General features: G+C 54.6%; 12 protein-coding genes, 1 tRNA gene and 2 pseudogenes. 9 read left to right on the top strand and 6 right to left on the bottom strand.

Annotated features, from left to right (window positions below; translation table 11 throughout):
- Window positions 1-46: 46 nt before the first annotated feature.
- The 5 genes from grxD to IPK20_03385 form a co-directional block, all read right to left on the bottom strand.
- Window positions 47-358, bottom strand: a complete 312-nt coding sequence (gene grxD, locus IPK20_03405) for a Grx4 family monothiol glutaredoxin (GenBank protein ID MBK8015849.1) — start codon at window positions 356-358, stop codon at window positions 47-49.
- Window positions 355-1347, bottom strand: a complete 993-nt coding sequence (gene prmC / locus IPK20_03400) for a peptide chain release factor N(5)-glutamine methyltransferase (GenBank protein MBK8015848.1) — start codon at window positions 1345-1347, stop codon at window positions 355-357. The genes grxD and prmC overlap by 4 nt, the downstream gene beginning before the upstream one ends.
- Window positions 1344-2426 (bottom strand): peptide chain release factor 1, encoded by a 1083-nt coding sequence (gene prfA / locus IPK20_03395; protein ID MBK8015847.1) that lies wholly within the window; start codon window positions 2424-2426, stop codon window positions 1344-1346. The genes prmC and prfA overlap by 4 nt, the downstream gene beginning before the upstream one ends.
- Window positions 2423-3676 (bottom strand): glutamyl-tRNA reductase, encoded by a 1254-nt coding sequence (locus tag IPK20_03390; GenBank protein ID MBK8015846.1) that lies wholly within the window; start codon window positions 3674-3676, stop codon window positions 2423-2425. The genes prfA and IPK20_03390 overlap by 4 nt, the downstream gene beginning before the upstream one ends.
- Before the next feature lie 156 nt (window positions 3677-3832).
- Window positions 3833-3908 (bottom strand) — tRNA-Phe (locus tag IPK20_03385).
- 419 nt (window positions 3909-4327) lie between these two features.
- Between IPK20_03385 and IPK20_03380 the strand changes: the two are divergent.
- Window positions 4328-4477: pseudogene (locus tag IPK20_03380) on the top strand (IS3 family transposase).
- Between the two features lie 103 nt (window positions 4478-4580).
- Here IPK20_03380 and IPK20_03375 read toward each other — a convergent pair.
- Window positions 4581-5366: a 3-hydroxybutyrate dehydrogenase gene (locus IPK20_03375; GenBank protein MBK8015845.1), complete on the bottom strand. Its 786-nt coding sequence runs from the start codon at window positions 5364-5366 to the stop codon at window positions 4581-4583.
- A 96-nt stretch (window positions 5367-5462) separates the two neighbouring features.
- On the opposite strand from IPK20_03375, the gene IPK20_03370 reads away from it, so the two are divergent.
- From IPK20_03370 to IPK20_03335, 8 genes and pseudogenes are all read left to right on the top strand, one after another.
- Complete coding sequence (locus tag IPK20_03370; protein ID MBK8015844.1) at window positions 5463-6443, top strand: sugar kinase; 981 nt, start codon at window positions 5463-5465, stop codon at window positions 6441-6443.
- Between the two features lie 1056 nt (window positions 6444-7499).
- Entirely contained in the window at window positions 7500-8465 is a 966-nt protein-coding gene (locus tag IPK20_03365; GenBank protein ID MBK8015843.1) for an HprK-related kinase A, read from the top strand.
- A gap of 95 nt (window positions 8466-8560) precedes the next feature.
- Window positions 8561-9670 (top strand): nucleotidyltransferase family protein, encoded by a 1110-nt coding sequence (locus IPK20_03360; GenBank protein MBK8015842.1) that lies wholly within the window; start codon window positions 8561-8563, stop codon window positions 9668-9670.
- 143 nt (window positions 9671-9813) lie between these two features.
- The gene (locus IPK20_03355; protein MBK8015841.1) at window positions 9814-11199 is read left to right on the top strand and encodes a TIGR03013 family PEP-CTERM/XrtA system glycosyltransferase; all 1386 of its coding nucleotides are present in this window, start codon (window positions 9814-9816) and stop codon (window positions 11197-11199) included.
- A 130-nt stretch (window positions 11200-11329) separates the two neighbouring features.
- Window positions 11330-13435, top strand: a complete 2106-nt coding sequence (gene prsK, locus IPK20_03350) for a PEP-CTERM system histidine kinase PrsK (GenBank protein MBK8015840.1) — start codon at window positions 11330-11332, stop codon at window positions 13433-13435.
- Window positions 13432-14799, top strand: coding sequence for a PEP-CTERM-box response regulator transcription factor (gene prsR, locus IPK20_03345; GenBank protein ID MBK8015839.1), 1368 nt, complete (start codon window positions 13432-13434; stop codon window positions 14797-14799). The genes prsK and prsR overlap by 4 nt, the downstream gene beginning before the upstream one ends.
- A gap of 73 nt (window positions 14800-14872) precedes the next feature.
- Window positions 14873-16155, top strand: a pseudogene (locus IPK20_03340) (nucleotide sugar dehydrogenase).
- Window positions 16143-17210: an SDR family oxidoreductase gene (locus IPK20_03335; protein ID MBK8015838.1), complete on the top strand. Its 1068-nt coding sequence runs from the start codon at window positions 16143-16145 to the stop codon at window positions 17208-17210. The pseudogene IPK20_03340 and the gene IPK20_03335 overlap by 13 nt, the downstream one beginning before the upstream one ends.
- Window positions 17211-17234 lie beyond the last annotated feature (24 nt).

The raw sequence follows: 17234 nt of genomic DNA, 5'->3' as shown, positions 1-17234 counted from the left end.
CAAGCGCTTAGCAGCACGGTATCGAACCACCGGAACATGGGGCGCGTCAGTTCTTTCCTATGAGCTTCTGCAGTTCACCGTTGGCGAACATTTCTCTCATGATATCGGCGCCACCGATAAATTCCCCATTGATATATAACTGGGGAATCGTAGGCCAATTTGAGAACTCCTTGATCCCCTGCCGAACTTCGGGGTCGTCCAGAACGTTTACCGTGGCAACCTCTTGTGCACCACACGCCTCCAGAATTTGAACTGCCGCTGCTGAGAAACCGCACATAGGTGCATCAGGAGAACCCTTCATGTAGAGGACGATTGCGTTGTCCGCGATTTGCTGTTTGATGCGTTCGTGCGTGTTCATATTTCCACTCCTTTTGGTCGGAATCGGTACCACGCCACCAACTCATGCTCTTTCTGTTCACGTAGCTTGAAGGCGGCGCGTCTGAGCCCTAAACGTTGGCCGGTGCCCTTCTCTTGCGGGGGGCGAACAGGTGCTCTTTCACCCATCTTTCCCGCTACCATCCTTGGGTTTCCAGACAGATCGCGCAAGACGTGAAGCATCGAAAAACCCGCGGCCTCAAACAAGGACACTACGGCTTCTTGTTGGTCGAATCCATGTTCGACAAGTAGAGCCCCTCCCGGACGCAAGTGCCTGGGCGCAAGCGAGACAACTTTCCGCAATGCGTCAAGCCCATCTTCGCCGCCAATCAAGGCAACTGGTGGCTCATACCTCAACGCGTCCAAGTGCGTGTCAGATTCGCGAATGTACGGCGGATTGGAGACAATCATGTCGAATGCGTCTTGGTCGACAGAGTCATACCAGTCTGACAAGAGAAAAGTCACGTTTGTGGCACCTAGGCGTTCGGCGTTTTCCTTAGCTACAACAAGTGCCGACTCCAATACCTCAGACGCTGTGACTGCGACAAAAGGGCGTTCAAGTGCCAGGGAAATCGCAACGCAGCCACTGCCAGTACCCAGATCAAGTATCCGCGTTACGTTTTCGTTGTCGATGATTCTCAATGCTGCATCAACTAGCTCTTCTGTTTCCGACCGAGGTATAAGGACGTCCGGCGTCACGCGAAACACATGCTCGCGGAAACCGCATTCGCCCATTATGTACGTTAGAGGTTCCCCGCGAAGTCGACGATCAAAGACGATCCCATACGGCGAAAGGTCGAATCGACCAGGCGCTTCTCTCTCTCGAATGGCCAGTTGAGCTGAGGACAATTTCAGTGCGTGTGCGGCAAGTCGCCGAATCTCGCGCAGTGCATCATCTTTGGGTATCTTTATCGTCGTTGAAAGTCGACGAGCATCTGCCGCGAACCTGGCGCCCAGCGTAAATAAGCTCATTGATCCTCCCCCAATGCCGCAAGTTGTTCCGCTTGGTATTCCGTACCGAGCGCTGCAATTAGCTCGTCAAGCTCGCCATCCATGATTTGGCCAATTTTGTAGAGGGTGAGATTAATGCGATGATCCGAGACTCGACCTTGGGGAAAATTGTAGGTACGAATACGCTCTGATCGATCACCGCTGCCAATCAACAACCGTCTTTCTGTTGCCGTCTTTTCCGCTCGCTCACGTAACTGCCTGTCCTTTATCCGTGCGGACAATACGGCAAGTGCCTGCGCCTTGTTCTTATGCTGCGAACGATCGTCCTGGCATTCCACAACAATACCGGTCGGTAGATGCGTGACTCGCACGGCGGAGTCGGTCTTATTGATGTGCTGCCCACCGGCCCCGGAGGCCCGAAACGTATCAATTCGAATCTCCGCAGGCGTGATAACAGTGTCGCTAACATCGTCCAACTCCGGAAGCACTGCAACGGTACATGCGGAGGTATGAATTCTCCCTTGGGTCTCCGTTTCGGGAATGCGTTGTACCCGATGACCACCCGATTCAAACTTCAACTTCGAGTAAACCCCCCGACCGCTGATCTTGCAGATAACCTCCTTGAATCCACCGGCTTCACTTGGCGTACGAGACACTAATTCAACGTTCCAACCCTGGCGCTCCGCGAACCTACAGTACATTCGAAGCAAGTCACCCGCGAACAGCCCCGATTCATCGCCACCGGCCCCGGCTCTAATCTCGAGAAAGACGCTACGTTCATCGTTGGGATCTCTTGGAAGTAACTGTTGCTGTAACTCTAGTTCAATCTTCGCTAGTTCCTCTTGCACCACATGCATTTCGCTCTCAGCGAAATCCTTCAACTGAGGATCAGACGCCATTTCCCTAGCCGTTGACAGATCAGCGCTGGCGCGGCAATGCAATTCATACAGTCTTACCAAAGGTTCGATCTCGGCCAGTTCCTTTGTGATTCGTCTATAGCTATCTAGGTCTTGGGTTGCCGAACCCGTTGCGAGTACGCGATCAATTTCCTCTTTTCTCACGGATAGCTGAGAGAGTTTGCTTCGAATACTCGCCTTCATTGCCTGCGATCAGTGAAATAGAGGCGGGAAAGCATGCCGGCTAAGCGATCTCTCTCCTCGCTCGCGACATCGTTCAGCGCATGAGTTGGGCCGTGGAGAAACTTGTTCGTGAGACCTATAGACAAGGCTTCGAGAACTAACTCTGGATGGGAGCCCTTCGTTAGTGCCTTCATTGCCTTTTCTAATTCATGCAGTCGAACACTTTCTGCTTGCGCTCGGAATGCCTTTATCGTGGGAACACTATCCCGAGCCAACAGCCAACGCATGAACTCATCCACCCCTCTGCCAATAATCTTCTCTGCTTGCGCAACCGCGGCGCGCCGTAGATCCACTCCTTCCTTGACAATCTTGCCAAGGTCGTCGACCGTACAAAGAAAAACATCCTCAAGCTGTCCGACTTCAGGTTCGACGTCTCTAGGCACCGCAAGGTCGATTATCAGAATAGGGCGATGGCGTCTGGCCCTAACTGCACTCTCTACCAATCCTTTGCCAATCAACGGCAAGACACTCGCCGTACAACTCACCACGACATCATGACTGGCTAGAGTCGTCGGAATTTCCTGAAGACCGATTGCCTCTCCAGAGAACCGTTGCGCGAGTTGAAACGCACGATCTAACGTTCTGTTCGCAAAAACCACTCGCTTCGGCGATCTACCACAGAAGTGCGCAGCGCATAGTTCAATCATCTCCCCTGCGCCAATAAACAGTATGGATTGCTGCGTTATCGATGGAAAAATACGCTCTGCTATACGGACCGCGGCCGCGGCCATAGACACAGAGCTGGTACCAATCTCAGTATGGGAGCGAACTTCCTTAGCGACGGAGAACGACCGCTGGAAAAGTTTATGCAACACTGCGCCGAGTGTGCCGGCATGCTCTGCTGATCGAACAGCTTGCTTCAACTGGCCAAGTATCTGCGGTTCCCCCACAACCATGGATTCAAGACCACTTGCGACTCGGAACACATGAGTGACAGCTCGGTCCGAGGGGTACGTGTAAACGTAGGGAGCGAGCTGCACGGAATCTATTCCGTGGAAGCTCGCAAGCCACTTTGAAACTTGATTCGAATCGGCTGTAGCGCAGTAGACTTCCGTACGATTGCAGGTGGAGACGATCGCCGCTTCGCGAACCAGATTGTGTTGAACTAGATCACGCAGTGCTGGTTCAAGCTGGTCCGCATTGAAAGCGATCTTTTCACGCAAGGAAATCGGCGCAGTCTTATGATTTACGCCAAGGGTGATCAGTTCCATGTGCGCGTACTACCCGATCCCTATGGGATCAGCGTTGTCCAGCACAGGGGCGGACCCGGTTACTGGGCGCTCCCTGATGCTGCTCTCTATCTTCACCGCGCCATAGACGACAATGGAAGGATCTCGAGCCAAGGGCTTCCATGGATCAGATTTAAGTGGTGGCCAAGGGCGGAATCGAACCACCGACACAAGGATTTTCAGTCCTCTGCTCTACCAACTGAGCTACTTGGCCTAACGCTCACATCGCAACACAAAGCAGGACCAACCCACCCGCGCGCCAAGTACGTTGTTACTTGGGAGCGGCAATCATTGCAGAACGTTCTCTGGGGAGAACTCTCCGTGAAGCCCATAACTATACCGGAAAATCCACTCCAGGACTAGCGGCGCCGGGGCTCTGAAGAACGGCTAGCGTTTTGGGGCGCGTCTGGCCAGTCTGGTGAGTCTGCCCGCCATACGAAGTTCGCCCCACAGGACGCACGCTCAGTAAGCTCTCTGTCAATGCTTGTAGAGGCTCATCTGGGCGAGTACGCCGGCGATTTGACCATTCAGGAGATGCGCCTAAGGCCGTCGCGTGGCATCAGCACTAGGGCGAATCGCCCCGGAATTTCAGGAGCCTCCAATTGGGGATTGTTGGATTACCGCTGACAATAGTCGGAACGGCTCGCGACGACCGGAGCAGAACCCTCCGTCGGCAGTATTGGGGACTCCGACGACAACGCCCTGGCCGAGACCATCATCGGGCTGTTCAAGACGGAAGTCATCCATCCGAGGAGTCCGTGGAGAAATGTGGATGAGGTGGAGTAGGCGACACGGGAGTGGGTGGACTGGTTCAAACCCGGAGCGCTCCGGGAAACCCGGGGCGATTCAGTTCCCCACCTTCCAACTTGCTCAAGAGTTCTTTCGGTCACTGAGCAGTCCACCCTCCATCGATTGAAAGAGAACTTCCCGTAATGGAGCTCGAAGCATTTCCACATAAGAACAAGCACAACTCAGCGACTTGGTCCACGCTAACGAATTTCTTCGTCGGTTGACGGTCGAGCATCACCTTTCCAATGACTTCGTCGCGGGAAATCGCATGGGCCTTGGCCTGATCGTCAACTTGCCTCTCGACTAACGGAGTAAGAACGTATCCAGGACACACTGCATTGCAGGTAATGCCCAACTCGGCAGTTTCCAGCGCGACGCTCTTGGTAAGTCCTATTAGCCCATGTTTGGAAGCCACGTATGCTGACTTGTAGGCAGACGCTACGACACCGTGGGCCGACGCTATGTTGATGATCCGTCCCCATCCCTTGTCTATCATCCCGCCGATGCATCCTTGTATGGCATGAAAGGCCGCCGATAGATTGATGGCAAGAATTTGGTCCCACTTCTCTGTGGGAAAACTGGTGATGGGCGCGACGTGCTGTACGCCAGCGTTATTGACAAGAATATCCACACTCCCGAATGCCCTGACGGCTTCGTGCGTCAGCGTCCGGATGTCAGAAGGAAAATTCATGTCCGCATCAGAATATAGAATGGTGGCTACGGTCTCCCTTTGAATTCGCGCCCGGAGATCTGCGATTTCGGCCGGGTCACCAAGTCCGTGAAGCATCACATTAGCCCCGTGGCGCGCCAGCAGTGTCGCAATAGCGAGTCCGATGCCGCTCGTGGAACCCGTAACTAAGGCGGATTTGCCTGAAAGCATGATGAAGTCCTTGTGTGATGCGATGCACAAAATTCTATCAAACGGCGTCTCCCCCTTGTGCCACACGCTGCTCGTTCAGTTGCGAATGGAGCGGTTCACATGAGCGACTCTGCGCTAGCTGATTCCAGTCACGCAACTTGCGAGTGGGACCTAGTCTCGCTCGGAGAGCCTATGGTCGAGTTCAGTAGTCTCCCGGGGCTTCCTGGGCAGTACCTCCAGGGTTTTGGCGGTGACACCATGAACGTGGCGATTGCTGCGGCACGACAGGGAGCCCGGGTCGCTTACATCACGCGAATTGGGAATGACGAATTCGGGCAGCAGTTGCAGTCGCTGTGGCGTCGAGAAGGGATTGACCAGCGCGGCATTCACGTGGACGACGAGTCACCGACGGCTATCTACTTCATCTCACACGGAGCAGAAGGGCATACTTTCACTTATCGGCGGGTCGGTTCTGCGGCATCCAAACTTACTCATCGAGATCTACCGCTGGAAGTATTGGAGCGAAGCAGGTTCTTTCACACTTCAGGAATCACGCAAGCAATTAGTACATCTGCTTGTGACGCAGCATTTGACGCTATGGAGCGTGCGCGTCAGCAGGGTGTGAAGGTCGTGTATGACTCCAATTTTCGAATGAGACTTTGGCCCCTCAGACGAGCCAAGGCCGTCATTGAGACATCAATCTCTCTGTCTGATTTTTTCCTTCCGAGTTTGGAGGATGCGCGCACCTTAACCGGTCACAGCGAGCCAGAAGCAATAGTGGAATGGGCACTGTCACTGGGGGCGCGCCATGTTGCCCTTAAACTGGGGGCGGAAGGGGTGCTTGCCTCAGACGGGCGCAAGTCCTTCCGCATCCCCGCGCTGGAAATTTCTTTCCTCGACGCGACCGGCGCCGGAGATTGTTTTGCGGGCGCGTTGATTGCGGAAATGGCCTCGGGACGAACTTTTGAACAAGCTCTCGCTTATGCTAACTGCGCAGCCGGTTTGGTGTGCGAGGGGTTCGGTGCGATCACACCTTTGCCTTCTCGAGAGGAAGTTGAGAAAGCGCTGCGGGCGCGGACAAATCGGCGCGAAACATCGTGATCGCATGTTACGGTGGACTGATAGTGAATATGTCGACCAGCCTTACAGTGATGTTTATCCTGCATGGCGTCGACGGCTAATTATGATTTTGGGTCAGTATGTTAGAAACGCGCTCTAGGCAGGTGCGAGTCTTGCAGTAAGTTATCAAAACGGCAGAAGTCTACGTGCTGTAGGAGCGAATCTCGATGAGTGATATCAATACGCAACGCAGGCAACTCCTGCGAGGGGGCGCTTCTGTTCCAGTGGTGCTCACCGTCCAGCCTGGAACTGCGTTGGCAAACAGTAGCGCGTTTTGTCGTACCGTCGACAAGACGGCAGCTGACCCAACTTACGTGAGTCCTTCATCCGATGGCTGGCTTCGGTGCGAGGTCACTAGAGTCACCTCCAGCAGGTACATGTGGCAGAACGGTTCGTTCAAGTGGGTGAAGCAAGCGGACTATGTCACGCCAACGAACATCGATGCTTCAATCAACGATGGAATGTCGTTAGTCTGTCCCAAGAACGTGTATTACAAGCTTGACGCTAACGGAAATCCGGGCGCGGTCCCAGAGACGCCCCCCTCAGGGTCTTCTTATAAGTTGGATCAAACAAACGAGAAGAAGTCCGCGCTTGTGCTGTTCCAGCCTCGAGATGAAGCATCGGGTACCCCTGGGCACATCAAGGGATTTGCCTGGCAAGACAGTTTAAAGATCACTGACGGACCGCAAAAGATCCGAAAATCCTGTGCATGTTCGTTCGTGTAAGAGTTCTGCGACGTACGATTCGAGATTCCGTTTTCACGCTTGAATCTGACCTTGAAGTGGTCTCTTGTCCGGCCGTTGGCGCAATTGGAGATTTTCTCCGAGCAATGCGCCATATTCAATCCAGTCTCGTGGGAAACTCACTTCATACCGCTCGCCGCGGCTGAGGTACTAAAGTTGCTTGCTGCAGGTCCGCTCGGTTTCGAGAATCTCGCGGAGTCGTTTGGCATAGAGGCCAGATCTGAGAGAGATTCGGAGGAATTTCTCCGATTATCGGACATACTAAGCGGACTAAGGCAACAAGGACTGGTATCTAATGAGTCAGCAGCCGACGGTGGGTGGTTTGACTGCGCCTTCGTTGGTCCAAAGGATGACAGAGGTCGGCCTAACGGTTGACTTCGGCGCCGCGAGAGTCCGGATTTTCACCGATTGCGAGCCTCTCGCATCCGCCATTCTGTCCGTATATCAGCACTTCCCTGATGAACAGCATTCCGGGTTCGTGGATGCAACTGTTCAAGTCCTGCGCGTCAGAGGCTTAAGGCGTTTCATCAACCCTCAGATTGAGTTCCTCTCTGACGCCAACAGGCCCTTTGAGCCGTTTCCAGCAGATACAACGCTTCCCTTGCTCGAGTGGGGAATGAACTATGCGCTATCTGACCGGATTTTTCATTACTTGGTGCTCCACGCCGGAGTGGTCGCCAAGAACAACCGTGCAGTGCTCTTCCCTGCCATACCAGGTTCAGGCAAGAGCACGCTGACCGCTGCTTTGCACTTGTCTGGGTACCGATTGCTGTCTGACGAATTCGGGGTAATTGAACCGGAAAGCGGTCATCTCATCCCGATGGTACGCCCAGTCGCTCTAAAGAATAACTCGGTCCCGATAATCCGTGATCGCTTTCCGAGTGCAGTGCTGGGTCCAATCTTCCCCAAGACGAAGAAGGGAGAAGTTAGTCACCTTGCGCCTAGTCTCGACAGTGTAAGGGCTCGTCATACCGTCGCCGTGCCGGCGGTGGTTGTCTTTCCGAGGTATGCGAAAGGTGCGCGTTGCCGACTAGAAGATGTAGACGCCGCCAGTGCGTTCAATCGACTCGCAGTAAACTCATTCAACTATGAGTTTCTCGGCCCCAAGGGTTTTCTCCGCGTGACGGACCTCGTTAGAAAGTGTCCTTGCAAACAGCTAATTTTTGACTCGCTCGACGATGCCATCGCGACCATCGATGATCTGCTCGAATCGATAGAAGGTTCGAAGGGTTCGTGGGAATCGGTCACTGACGCTGCTTAGAGTGAAGAGGACCATTGATGCAGGTGTCCGTGAGTGAGACGACACCCATACAGGAGACTGCGAGAAAAGATCGCAGCGGATACACGTCATTCGCGATGAGAAAGACTGAACCGGCCAGACATCAAGTGCTCCTGTTGAGCGCATTTGACGATCCGCACCGCTGTGTCAGTCTTGGTGGGGATGAGTGGGACATTCTCATTCGCACTGCTAGGCAGGCCAAACTTCTGGGGCGACTCTGTGCTGAACTCAGGCGCCGCGGAGTTCTAGACGCTGTGCCCGATTCAGTAAGGGCGCACCTTGATGGAGCGTATGGATATTCGCTCCATCGCAAGCACACGGCGCTCGGCGTGCTCTGGGGGCTTGAGCTGGTACTGAATGGTTGTGGATTCCCCCTTGTGTTACTTAAAGGTGCGTCATACATCGCGCAAGGCATCTCCACGTCAGACGGACGTCTGTTCGAGGATATCGACATAATGGTGCCCAAGGACTCGCTAGCTGAAGTGGAAGACCGCCTAACCATTCACGGCTGGAGAACGGAGAAGCCGGACACTTACGACCAGCGGTACTACCGCGAATGGTCACACGAACTGCCGCCCATGTGGCACAGCAGTTACGCGATGGAACTAGACGTTCATCATACGATTCTTCCTGTGGTTGCTCGCGCAAAGCCCATCGCTGAACGCTTGCTGGAACGAGCTATTCCGGTCGTCGGATCAAAGTTTCGGGTCTTGAGCCCTGTTGATCAACTTGTTCATGCCTCAGCACATCTGTTTTACGACTCAGATTTCCAAGGTCGGTTCAAGGACCTCATAGATCTGAATTCACTCTTCGTGGATCACAGTAGCTCACCGCATTTTTGGGACGAACTGGCCCGAGAGGCAAAGATCCACGGTTTGGCCCGTTCAGTCTGGTACGCAGCCTACTTTTGCATGGCTTGGCTCGGGACGACTGTGCCCGGGGAGTTCTTTGCCCTCCTTGGCGCCGAGGCTCCGGGAAGATTCGCGCGTCGCTCCATCGAGTTCGGAATGACCGCGCTTGCATTCCCCCTTCATCCAGATAGGCGGGACTTCAAGCGACCGACATCCATTTCCTCCGTTTTTGAGGCGAGAGCGCTGTGGTTACGCTTCCCCGCTCGGATCCTCGTTTACCACACGATCATGAAGGCAATCCGATCGTCCATGCCGAGGACCGTACGGTCAGCTTGACGGACGGGCAAGATTCAACGAGCCACCGGCGACCTTGTGGTCACCATTTCTTGGCCCAGCGGTCAGCCGGGCATCTTGTTCGCTTTAGTGCCGCCAGACCTCTATAGCCGTCAAGCTGGCAACCACGATTTTTTTAATGCTGTATGGTTATTCTCTTCAATCAACGAATTCCCGTTGTCGCCGCCTTAGAAGTTGCGTTGGCTGTGCTCGTCTTATCTGGTTCGTTCATTAATGCCCTTTCGGGGCACGTTTCGGACCCTTTGGCTGACGAATACTCGCTTGGAATGGCCGTTTCGATGTTCGCTTTCGGCCAGATAATTTGCCTGGGCGCGTTTCAACTCTATAGGCTCAACAAGAATACGACTGCTTCTGCGTTTGCTGGTCGAACGGCTCTCAGTCTAGTAACAGGAGGTGCCGCAGTCTATTTTGCGTTCGCCGCACTTCCAGGCGGTGAAGGCTATCGCGCGGCGCTGCCCGAAGCGCTCCTGTTATCCGCCGCGGGGCTGATGCTAATTCGCCTTCTCCTGATGTTTGGAGTTGAGATGGACTGGCTTTCGCACCGGATACTGGTGCTTGGGACGGGTCCAGAGGCACTTTCTGTAGAGCGGGCTTTGGATGGGGCAAAAAGTTCGGGGGTAACGTTGGTCGGCTTCTTCCCAGTAGGAAACAGCCCAAACCTCAATGTTTCTGTGGAAAAGGTCATAAGGTCAGCTTCCACTCTGGAAGAGACCATACATCGCTTGGCAATCAACGAGGTGATCGTAGCCCTGCAGGAACAACGCGGGGGCGTTCTTCCGGTTAGTCAACTATTGAATTGCCGGCTCAGGGGGATTCGCATTACAGATCTTTCAGCATTTTTCGAACGAGTGACAGGCGAGGTCCCCGTCAATTCGCTAAAGGCGAGTTGGCTAATTTATGGAGAAGGCTTCAGGCAAGGATGGATTCGACGCCTCATCAAGCGGACGTTTGACTTAGCAACGTCGGCTACGCTGCTCACTCTAGCCGCCCCTTTGATGCTCATTGCGGCCTTGGCTATTTTTCTCGAGAGTGGTGGGCCCGTCATCTTTCGCCAGGAGCGCGTGGGAATGGGGGGGCGAAAATTCATGCTACTGAAATTTCGAAGCATGCGCGCCGATGCGGAAAAGGATGGTGTGCCACGATGGGCTGCGACAGGAGACCCGCGCGTGACCCGGGTTGGGCGGTTCATCAGGAGGACTAGAATAGATGAACTTCCTCAGATTTTTAACGTGCTGCGAGGCGAAATGAGTTTCGTGGGTCCCCGACCTGAAAGGCCCTTCTTCGTTGCGCAATTGACGGAACAGGTTCCCTTCTACGGCGCACGACACAGCGTCAAGCCTGGTCTGACTGGCTGGGCACAAGTCAGATACAGTTATGGTGCTTCCGTCGAGGACGCGGTTCGCAAGCTTCAGTACGACCTCTACTACGTGAAGAACCATAGCGTTCTCTTGGACGTATTCATAATATTCAGCACGTTCCGTGTCGTATTAATGGGTGAAGGTGTGCGGTGAGTGGCGCCATGGGTTTCAACATCCAAATGAGGGTGAAAACCCCAGGCGTAGTTAGACCAAATGCGTAAAGGTTCGCGAACATCGCGTACCTCGTGAGCAGTCCTGCTCACTTCGATATGACCTGACGGTCATGACGCCCAACTATCTTGCGAGCATATGCTACGGTGGCGGACTGCTAGCGTTTCTTGCGCTAGCCGCACTTCTCGCGGTTCGAGCGAAGGGTAACCAACGCGCTCGTCTATTGGCCGGAGCTTGTGCGGCTGCCGGAATATGGGAGCTCACCGGCATCTTCGCTGCAGTCTGGCCCTCCGAAGAGACCGTACTTGCCCACGTGCTGAGTGACGCTTTGCGCTTCTCCGCATGGTTCCTCTTCATCCTCCATCTCCAAAATAGCATCTCCATATTCGGCAGGAACGTGACCATCGTCGCGTCAATGCGATGGAGTGTTGTCATCGTGGTGTTCATGGCGCTCTCTGGGACGACGATCTTCGCGTTCTTCGGAACATGGGCCATGACGCAAGAGCCTATTGGCAACGATGCCATCTTCGCCGCCTTCGCCGTTAGCGCTGTCTTGGGCCTCACTCAGGTTGAGCAACTGTATCGTGGCGCGGAGGACACGCAGAAGTGGGCACTGAAGCCTCTCTGCATCGGTGTCGCGGCGATGCTAGCTTTTGACCTGTTCGTCTTTTCCGATGCACTGCTGGTAAAGGAAATGAACTCCCAGGTTTGGGCGGTGCGAGGGTTGGTTCATGCTCTGACTATTCCGCTACTGCTCATTGCCACCCATAGAAACCGTCAGTGGACCGTCGATGTGGCGGTATCCAGACGTGTGGTATTTGGTTCCACTGCATTGCTCCTGTCAGGGCTGTACATGCTGGCGGTTGCCGGTGCCGGTTATTTCGTGCGCATTTTCGGCGGGAGTTGGGCCACTGCAGCACAAGCAACGGTGATCTTCGTGGCCATGCTAGGGCTTGCAGTTTTGGTGTTCTCCGGGTCGATCAGAGCGAGGATCCGCGTACTAATCAGCAAGAACTTCTTTTCCTATCGGTACGACTATCGAGAGGAGTGGCTGAAGTTCACGGGGTTTCTCAGCGAACCGGGCAGGCATGGGGATATCGTTACGCGGTCGATCCACGCCCTCGCCGACCTTGTGGAAAGTCCAGGAGGTACCCAATGGTGGCGAACAGAGGACGGGGCATTCGTTCAGGTTGGAAGATGGAACATGCCCAATGACCAAAGGACTATTCTTGCCGGCGAGTCACTATTGGTCTTTCTCGAGAAGACGGGTTGGGTCATCGACATTGCGGACTATGGTACTCGGCGGGAAGCTTACCCGGACCTCGAACTGCCTCCCTGGCTGACCGAATCAAGAGATGTATGGATCGTGATTCCGCTCTTCGCCGGAACACGCCTGGAAGGGCTCGTCGCTCTGCTGCAACCCAGAACTCCAATCGACCTGGACTGGGAAGTTCTGGATTTGTTGAAGACCGCGGCAAAGCAAGCGGCTAGCGTGCTCAGCCAAGTTCGGCTGGCAGGCGCTCTTGTAGAGGCTCAGCAGTTTTCCGCGTTCAACAGGATGTCAGCCTTCGTAGTACATGACTTGAAGAACCTGGTTGCCCAGCTTTCGCTCATGCTCAAGAACGCGGAGCGTCATGGAGCCAATCCGGAATTTCAAAAGGATATGCGCGAGACGATCGAGCATGTCGTATTGAGGATGCAACGACTGCTGATGCAGCTCCGATCGGGGGCCGACCCCGTGGAAAACGCCTCCCCTGTCGATCTTGGCGCGGTCATTGCAAGCATTCGTGACGTTTGGGCTCGACATGGGCGCAACGTCGCAGTCTCGTTGACGTCTGACTGTTGGGTGATGGGGCATGCGGAGAAGCTGGAGCGGGTATTGGGGCATCTTGTGCAGAATGGGTTCGATGCGATGGACGGAAGTGGGAGCGTAAAAGTCTCTTCACGGTTGGTTGATCGATTCATCGTCTTGGACGTGGAGGATCAAGGGAAAGGGATGACACAGGAGTTCATACGTGAGGAACTCTTCAAGCCATTTCGTTCCACAAAGTCCACTGGCATGGGAATCGGGGCCTACGAAAGTCAGCAGTATGTGCAGGAAATCGGCGGCCGGATTGCCGTTGACAGCCGGGAGGGCGAAGGTACGACGTTCAGTGTCTACTTGCCCGCGAGACATCGAAACGAGGCGAGCCGTCAAAGCGACTCTACTGTGGCATGACTGATAAGCGTAAGCCGTTGTTGGTGATTGAGGACGACCCAGCGCTTCAGAAGCAGATGCGCTGGGCGTTCGACCAGTACGAAGTCATCGTTGCCGATGATCGTGACTCGGCAATTGCCCAGTTGCGCCGTTTCGAGCCAGCCGTTGTGACCATGGATCTGGGGTTACCCCCGCATCCTGATGACACCACGACCGGCTTCTTGCTCCTGCAGGAGATTCTGTCGCTAATACCACAGACGAAGGTGATCGTGATCACCGGACAGCACGACAGAGCAAATGCGGTTAGATCGATAGCACTTGGCGCCTACGACTTCTGTGAGAAGCCGTTTCAGCCGGAACTGCTAAACCTAATAATAGAGCGTGCATATCGCGTCTATGAGCTGCAGGAGGAGAACGTCCGTCTCCAGAATGCCGCTGTCGCACCGGGAAACGCCGGAATCATCACCCGAGATCCTGACATGCAGAAGGTGTGCAGGACCGTGGAAAAGGTTGCGGGAACGAGTGCTACGGTGATGCTTCTAGGGGAATCCGGAACCGGCAAGGAGTTGCTGGCACGCTCCCTTCACGTGAACTCCCCGAGAAAATCCAATAAGTTCGTTGCCATCAACTGCGCGGCGATTCCTGACAATCTCTTGGAGAGCGAACTTTTCGGGTACGAGAAGGGTGCGTTTACGGGGGCCATCAAACAAACGCCCGGAAAGATCGAGACGGCCAACGGAGGAACGCTCTTTCTCGATGAGATCGGCGATTTGCCTCTTTCGCTACAGGCGAAACTGCTCCGCTTCTTGCAAGAAAGAGTCATCGAACGAATTGGTGGTCGAGACGAAATTCCCGTCGACGTGAGGATCGTCTGTGCTACGCACCAGGATCTCCATGCACTCAGTTCTACTGGAAAGTTTCGCGAAGATCTCTATTACCGACTGGCCGAAATCGTTCTAGAGATCCCGCCCTTGCGGTCGCGAAAGGGTGACGCAAGCCTGCTCGCACATGCATTCGTTCGTAAGTTCGCCTCTGAGCAGCGCACAGGTACCATCACTCTGTTGCCTGAGGCGATAGATGCCATCGAGGCCTATCAGTGGCCAGGCAATGTCAGAGAGCTTGAGAACCGCGCAAAGAGGGCGGTAATCATGGCCGAAGGTAGCGCCTTGAAGGCTGAAGACTTCGGGCTACGGCTTACGACGCCTGAGCCGGAACTTTTCAACCTGCGGCGTGTGAGAGATGAAGCTGAAAGGGAAGCGATCGTTCGCGTTCTTAGCCGTGTCAACAGCAACATCAGCAAGGCCGCAGAGATGCTGGGCGTGAGTCGCCCGACTCTCTATGATTTGATGGACAAGTACGGGCTCCGCGCCCCGCAAACGGCCTAATTCAAGGCGGGCGGCAACCGACACTACGAAGCAGGATTGCCTAAACATTAATCTAACGGATTGGTTCGAAAAAATGGTCGAGAACGTTGCTGTGGTTGGTTTGGGTTACGTGGGGTTGCCACTGGCAGTCGAGTTTGGAAAGAAGGGTCCCACAATCGGGTTTGATCTATCTGCGTCAAAAGTGGAGTCGTATCGGAAGCACATAGATCCCACTGGCGAGGTGAGTCGCGAGGATCTTGCCGCCGCGGTTCACTTCACTCCGACCACAGATCCGAACGCCCTCGCGAATGCCGACTACATCATTGTCGCGGTGCCCACGCCGGTCGACGACGCGCACCAGCCCGACTTCAGCCCGCTCGTTGGCGCGAGTAAGTCGGTAGGAAAGTACATGAAGAAGGGTGCCATAGTCGTCTTTGAATCCACCGTATATCCAGGCGCCACAGAAGAAGTGTGTGTGCCCATCATGGAAGAGGTTTCTGGGCTTAAGTGGAAAAGGGATTTTTTTGTTGGCTACTCTCCTGAACGTATCAACCCAGGCGACAAAGAAAGGACGGTCACCAAAATAAGGAAGGTCGTGTCCGGGGACACTCCCGAAACCCTGGATCGAGTCGCTAGACTCTACGAGTCCGTGATTACTGCGGGGGTCTACCGCGCCAGTAGTGTCAAAGTGGCTGAAGCAGCCAAGGTCATCGAGAATACGCAGCGCGACCTGAACATTGCTCTGATGAACGAACTCGCGCTCATATTTCATAGACTGGGCATCGACACAGTCGAAGTGCTCGAGGCGGCGGGCACGAAGTGGAACTTCCTTCCATTTCGCCCGGGGCTCGTCGGCGGGCACTGCATTGGAGTAGATCCCTATTACCTGACGTACAAGGCGGAAAAGGTCGGATATCACCCACAAGTGATCCTCGCCGGGCGCAGAATCAACGACGGCATGGGAAAGTACGTGGCAGAACAGACTGTCAAGAAACTTATCCATGCCGGATTCCCCGTGAGGGGAGATGACGTGATCGTGATGGGATTCACGTTCAAGGAAAACTGCCCCGACACTCGGAACACACGTGTCATTGACGTGGTTCAGGAACTCCAGTCGTATGGTGCAGAGTGCACATCTACGATCCCGTAGCTGACAAGGATGAGGCGCGACACGAGTATGGCGTCGAACTCAGCGAATGGGGAAACCTGCCCAAGGCGGCGGCGGTCGTCTTTGCCGTAGCTCATGATGACTTCCTCACCAAGTCGGCTGACGAAATGGTTTCGATGCTCCGTCAAGGTGGCGTGGTCATTGATGTCAAGAGCAAGACCAATGCAGATGCTCTTAAGGCCAAGGGTGTGGAAGTATGGCGTCTGTGACGCCGACCAATTCGGAGCCGGCGGCCCGGATCAGTGCCGCCCTGTCCGACCGAGCGAAATGGCTGGTTACCGGGAGCGCGGGTTTCATTGGGTCTCATTTGCTTGAAGAATTGCTCCACGCGGGACAAACGGTCGTTTCACTGGACAACTTCTCAACCGGGTTCAGACGCAATTTGGAGGAGGTGCGTCTGTCGGTCGGAGATGCGGCTTGGAGCAGGCATCATTTCATTGAAGGTGATATCAGAGACATTTCCACGTGCGAGGCTGCAGTCAAGGGAGTCGACTACGTTCTTCATCAGGCCGCTCTTGGATCCGTTCCTCGTTCGATCAAAGATCCGGTCGCATCAAATGCCTCCAATGTGACTGGATTCTTGAATGTATTGACAGCTTCCAAGAACGAGGGCGTCAAGCGATTCGTGTACGCATCCTCGAGCTCGGTGTATGGGGATCATCCAGGTCTACCAAAGATCGAGAGCAGTGTGGGTCGGCCGTTGTCACCATATGCGGTGACGAAGGCGGTGAATGAGCTCTATGCGGATGTGTTTGCGCGAACATACGGGCTTTCCGTTGTGGGGTTGCGCTATTTCAACGTTTTCGGGCCCCGCCAAGATCCTGACGGCCCTTACGCTGCAGTCATTCCGCGCTGGGTGAAGGCGGTCCTGAGGAATGAAGAGATTACCGTCAACGGTGACGGCGAGACATCCCGCGATTTTTGTTTCGTCAAGAATGTCGTGCTCGCGAACGTGCTGAGTGCCACCAGCCCATTTCCGGACAGAGCCGCCAGAGTCTTCAATATCGCCGTCGGACAACAGACCACCTTGAACGACCTGATCAAGAGAATTACGGCACTACTCTCCAAATGCGATGGCATTACAGCCAAGTCGTGCGTTCGCCATGGTGAGTTCAGGTCAGGGGATGTGCGGCATTCGCTAGCAGATATCAGCCGCGCCCGCAGCGAACTGGGATACTTGCCAGAATATGATCTTGTCCGTGGACTGGAAGCCGCTCTTCCCTGGTATCTGGGACAGTTTGGAAACGTCCCGTCCACAGGGTGACGTATCCCTTCAGTCATGCGATGT

Source organism: Betaproteobacteria bacterium, from assembly GCA_016713305.1.
Lineage (GTDB): Bacteria > Pseudomonadota > Gammaproteobacteria > Burkholderiales.
Note: the sequence above shows the minus strand (reverse complement) of the source record. Positions and strands in the feature narration are given on the sequence as shown.

Coding starts and splice junctions, on each gene's coding strand:
- grxD (MBK8015849.1), bottom strand. CDS start 358: ATGAACACGCACGAACGCATCAAACAGCAAATCGCGGACAACGCAATC.
- prmC (MBK8015848.1), bottom strand. CDS start 1,347: ATGAGCTTATTTACGCTGGGCGCCAGGTTCGCGGCAGATGCTCGTCGA.
- prfA (MBK8015847.1), bottom strand. CDS start 2,426: ATGAAGGCGAGTATTCGAAGCAAACTCTCTCAGCTATCCGTGAGAAAA.
- IPK20_03390 (MBK8015846.1), bottom strand. CDS start 3,676: ATGGAACTGATCACCCTTGGCGTAAATCATAAGACTGCGCCGATTTCC.
- IPK20_03370 (MBK8015844.1), top strand. CDS start 5,463: ATGAGCGACTCTGCGCTAGCTGATTCCAGTCACGCAACTTGCGAGTGG.
- IPK20_03365 (MBK8015843.1), top strand. CDS start 7,500: ATGAGTCAGCAGCCGACGGTGGGTGGTTTGACTGCGCCTTCGTTGGTC.
- IPK20_03360 (MBK8015842.1), top strand. CDS start 8,561: ATGAGAAAGACTGAACCGGCCAGACATCAAGTGCTCCTGTTGAGCGCA.
- IPK20_03355 (MBK8015841.1), top strand. CDS start 9,814: ATGGTTATTCTCTTCAATCAACGAATTCCCGTTGTCGCCGCCTTAGAA.
- prsK (MBK8015840.1), top strand. CDS start 11,330: ATGACGCCCAACTATCTTGCGAGCATATGCTACGGTGGCGGACTGCTA.
- prsR (MBK8015839.1), top strand. CDS start 13,432: ATGACTGATAAGCGTAAGCCGTTGTTGGTGATTGAGGACGACCCAGCG.
- IPK20_03335 (MBK8015838.1), top strand. CDS start 16,143: ATGGCGTCTGTGACGCCGACCAATTCGGAGCCGGCGGCCCGGATCAGT.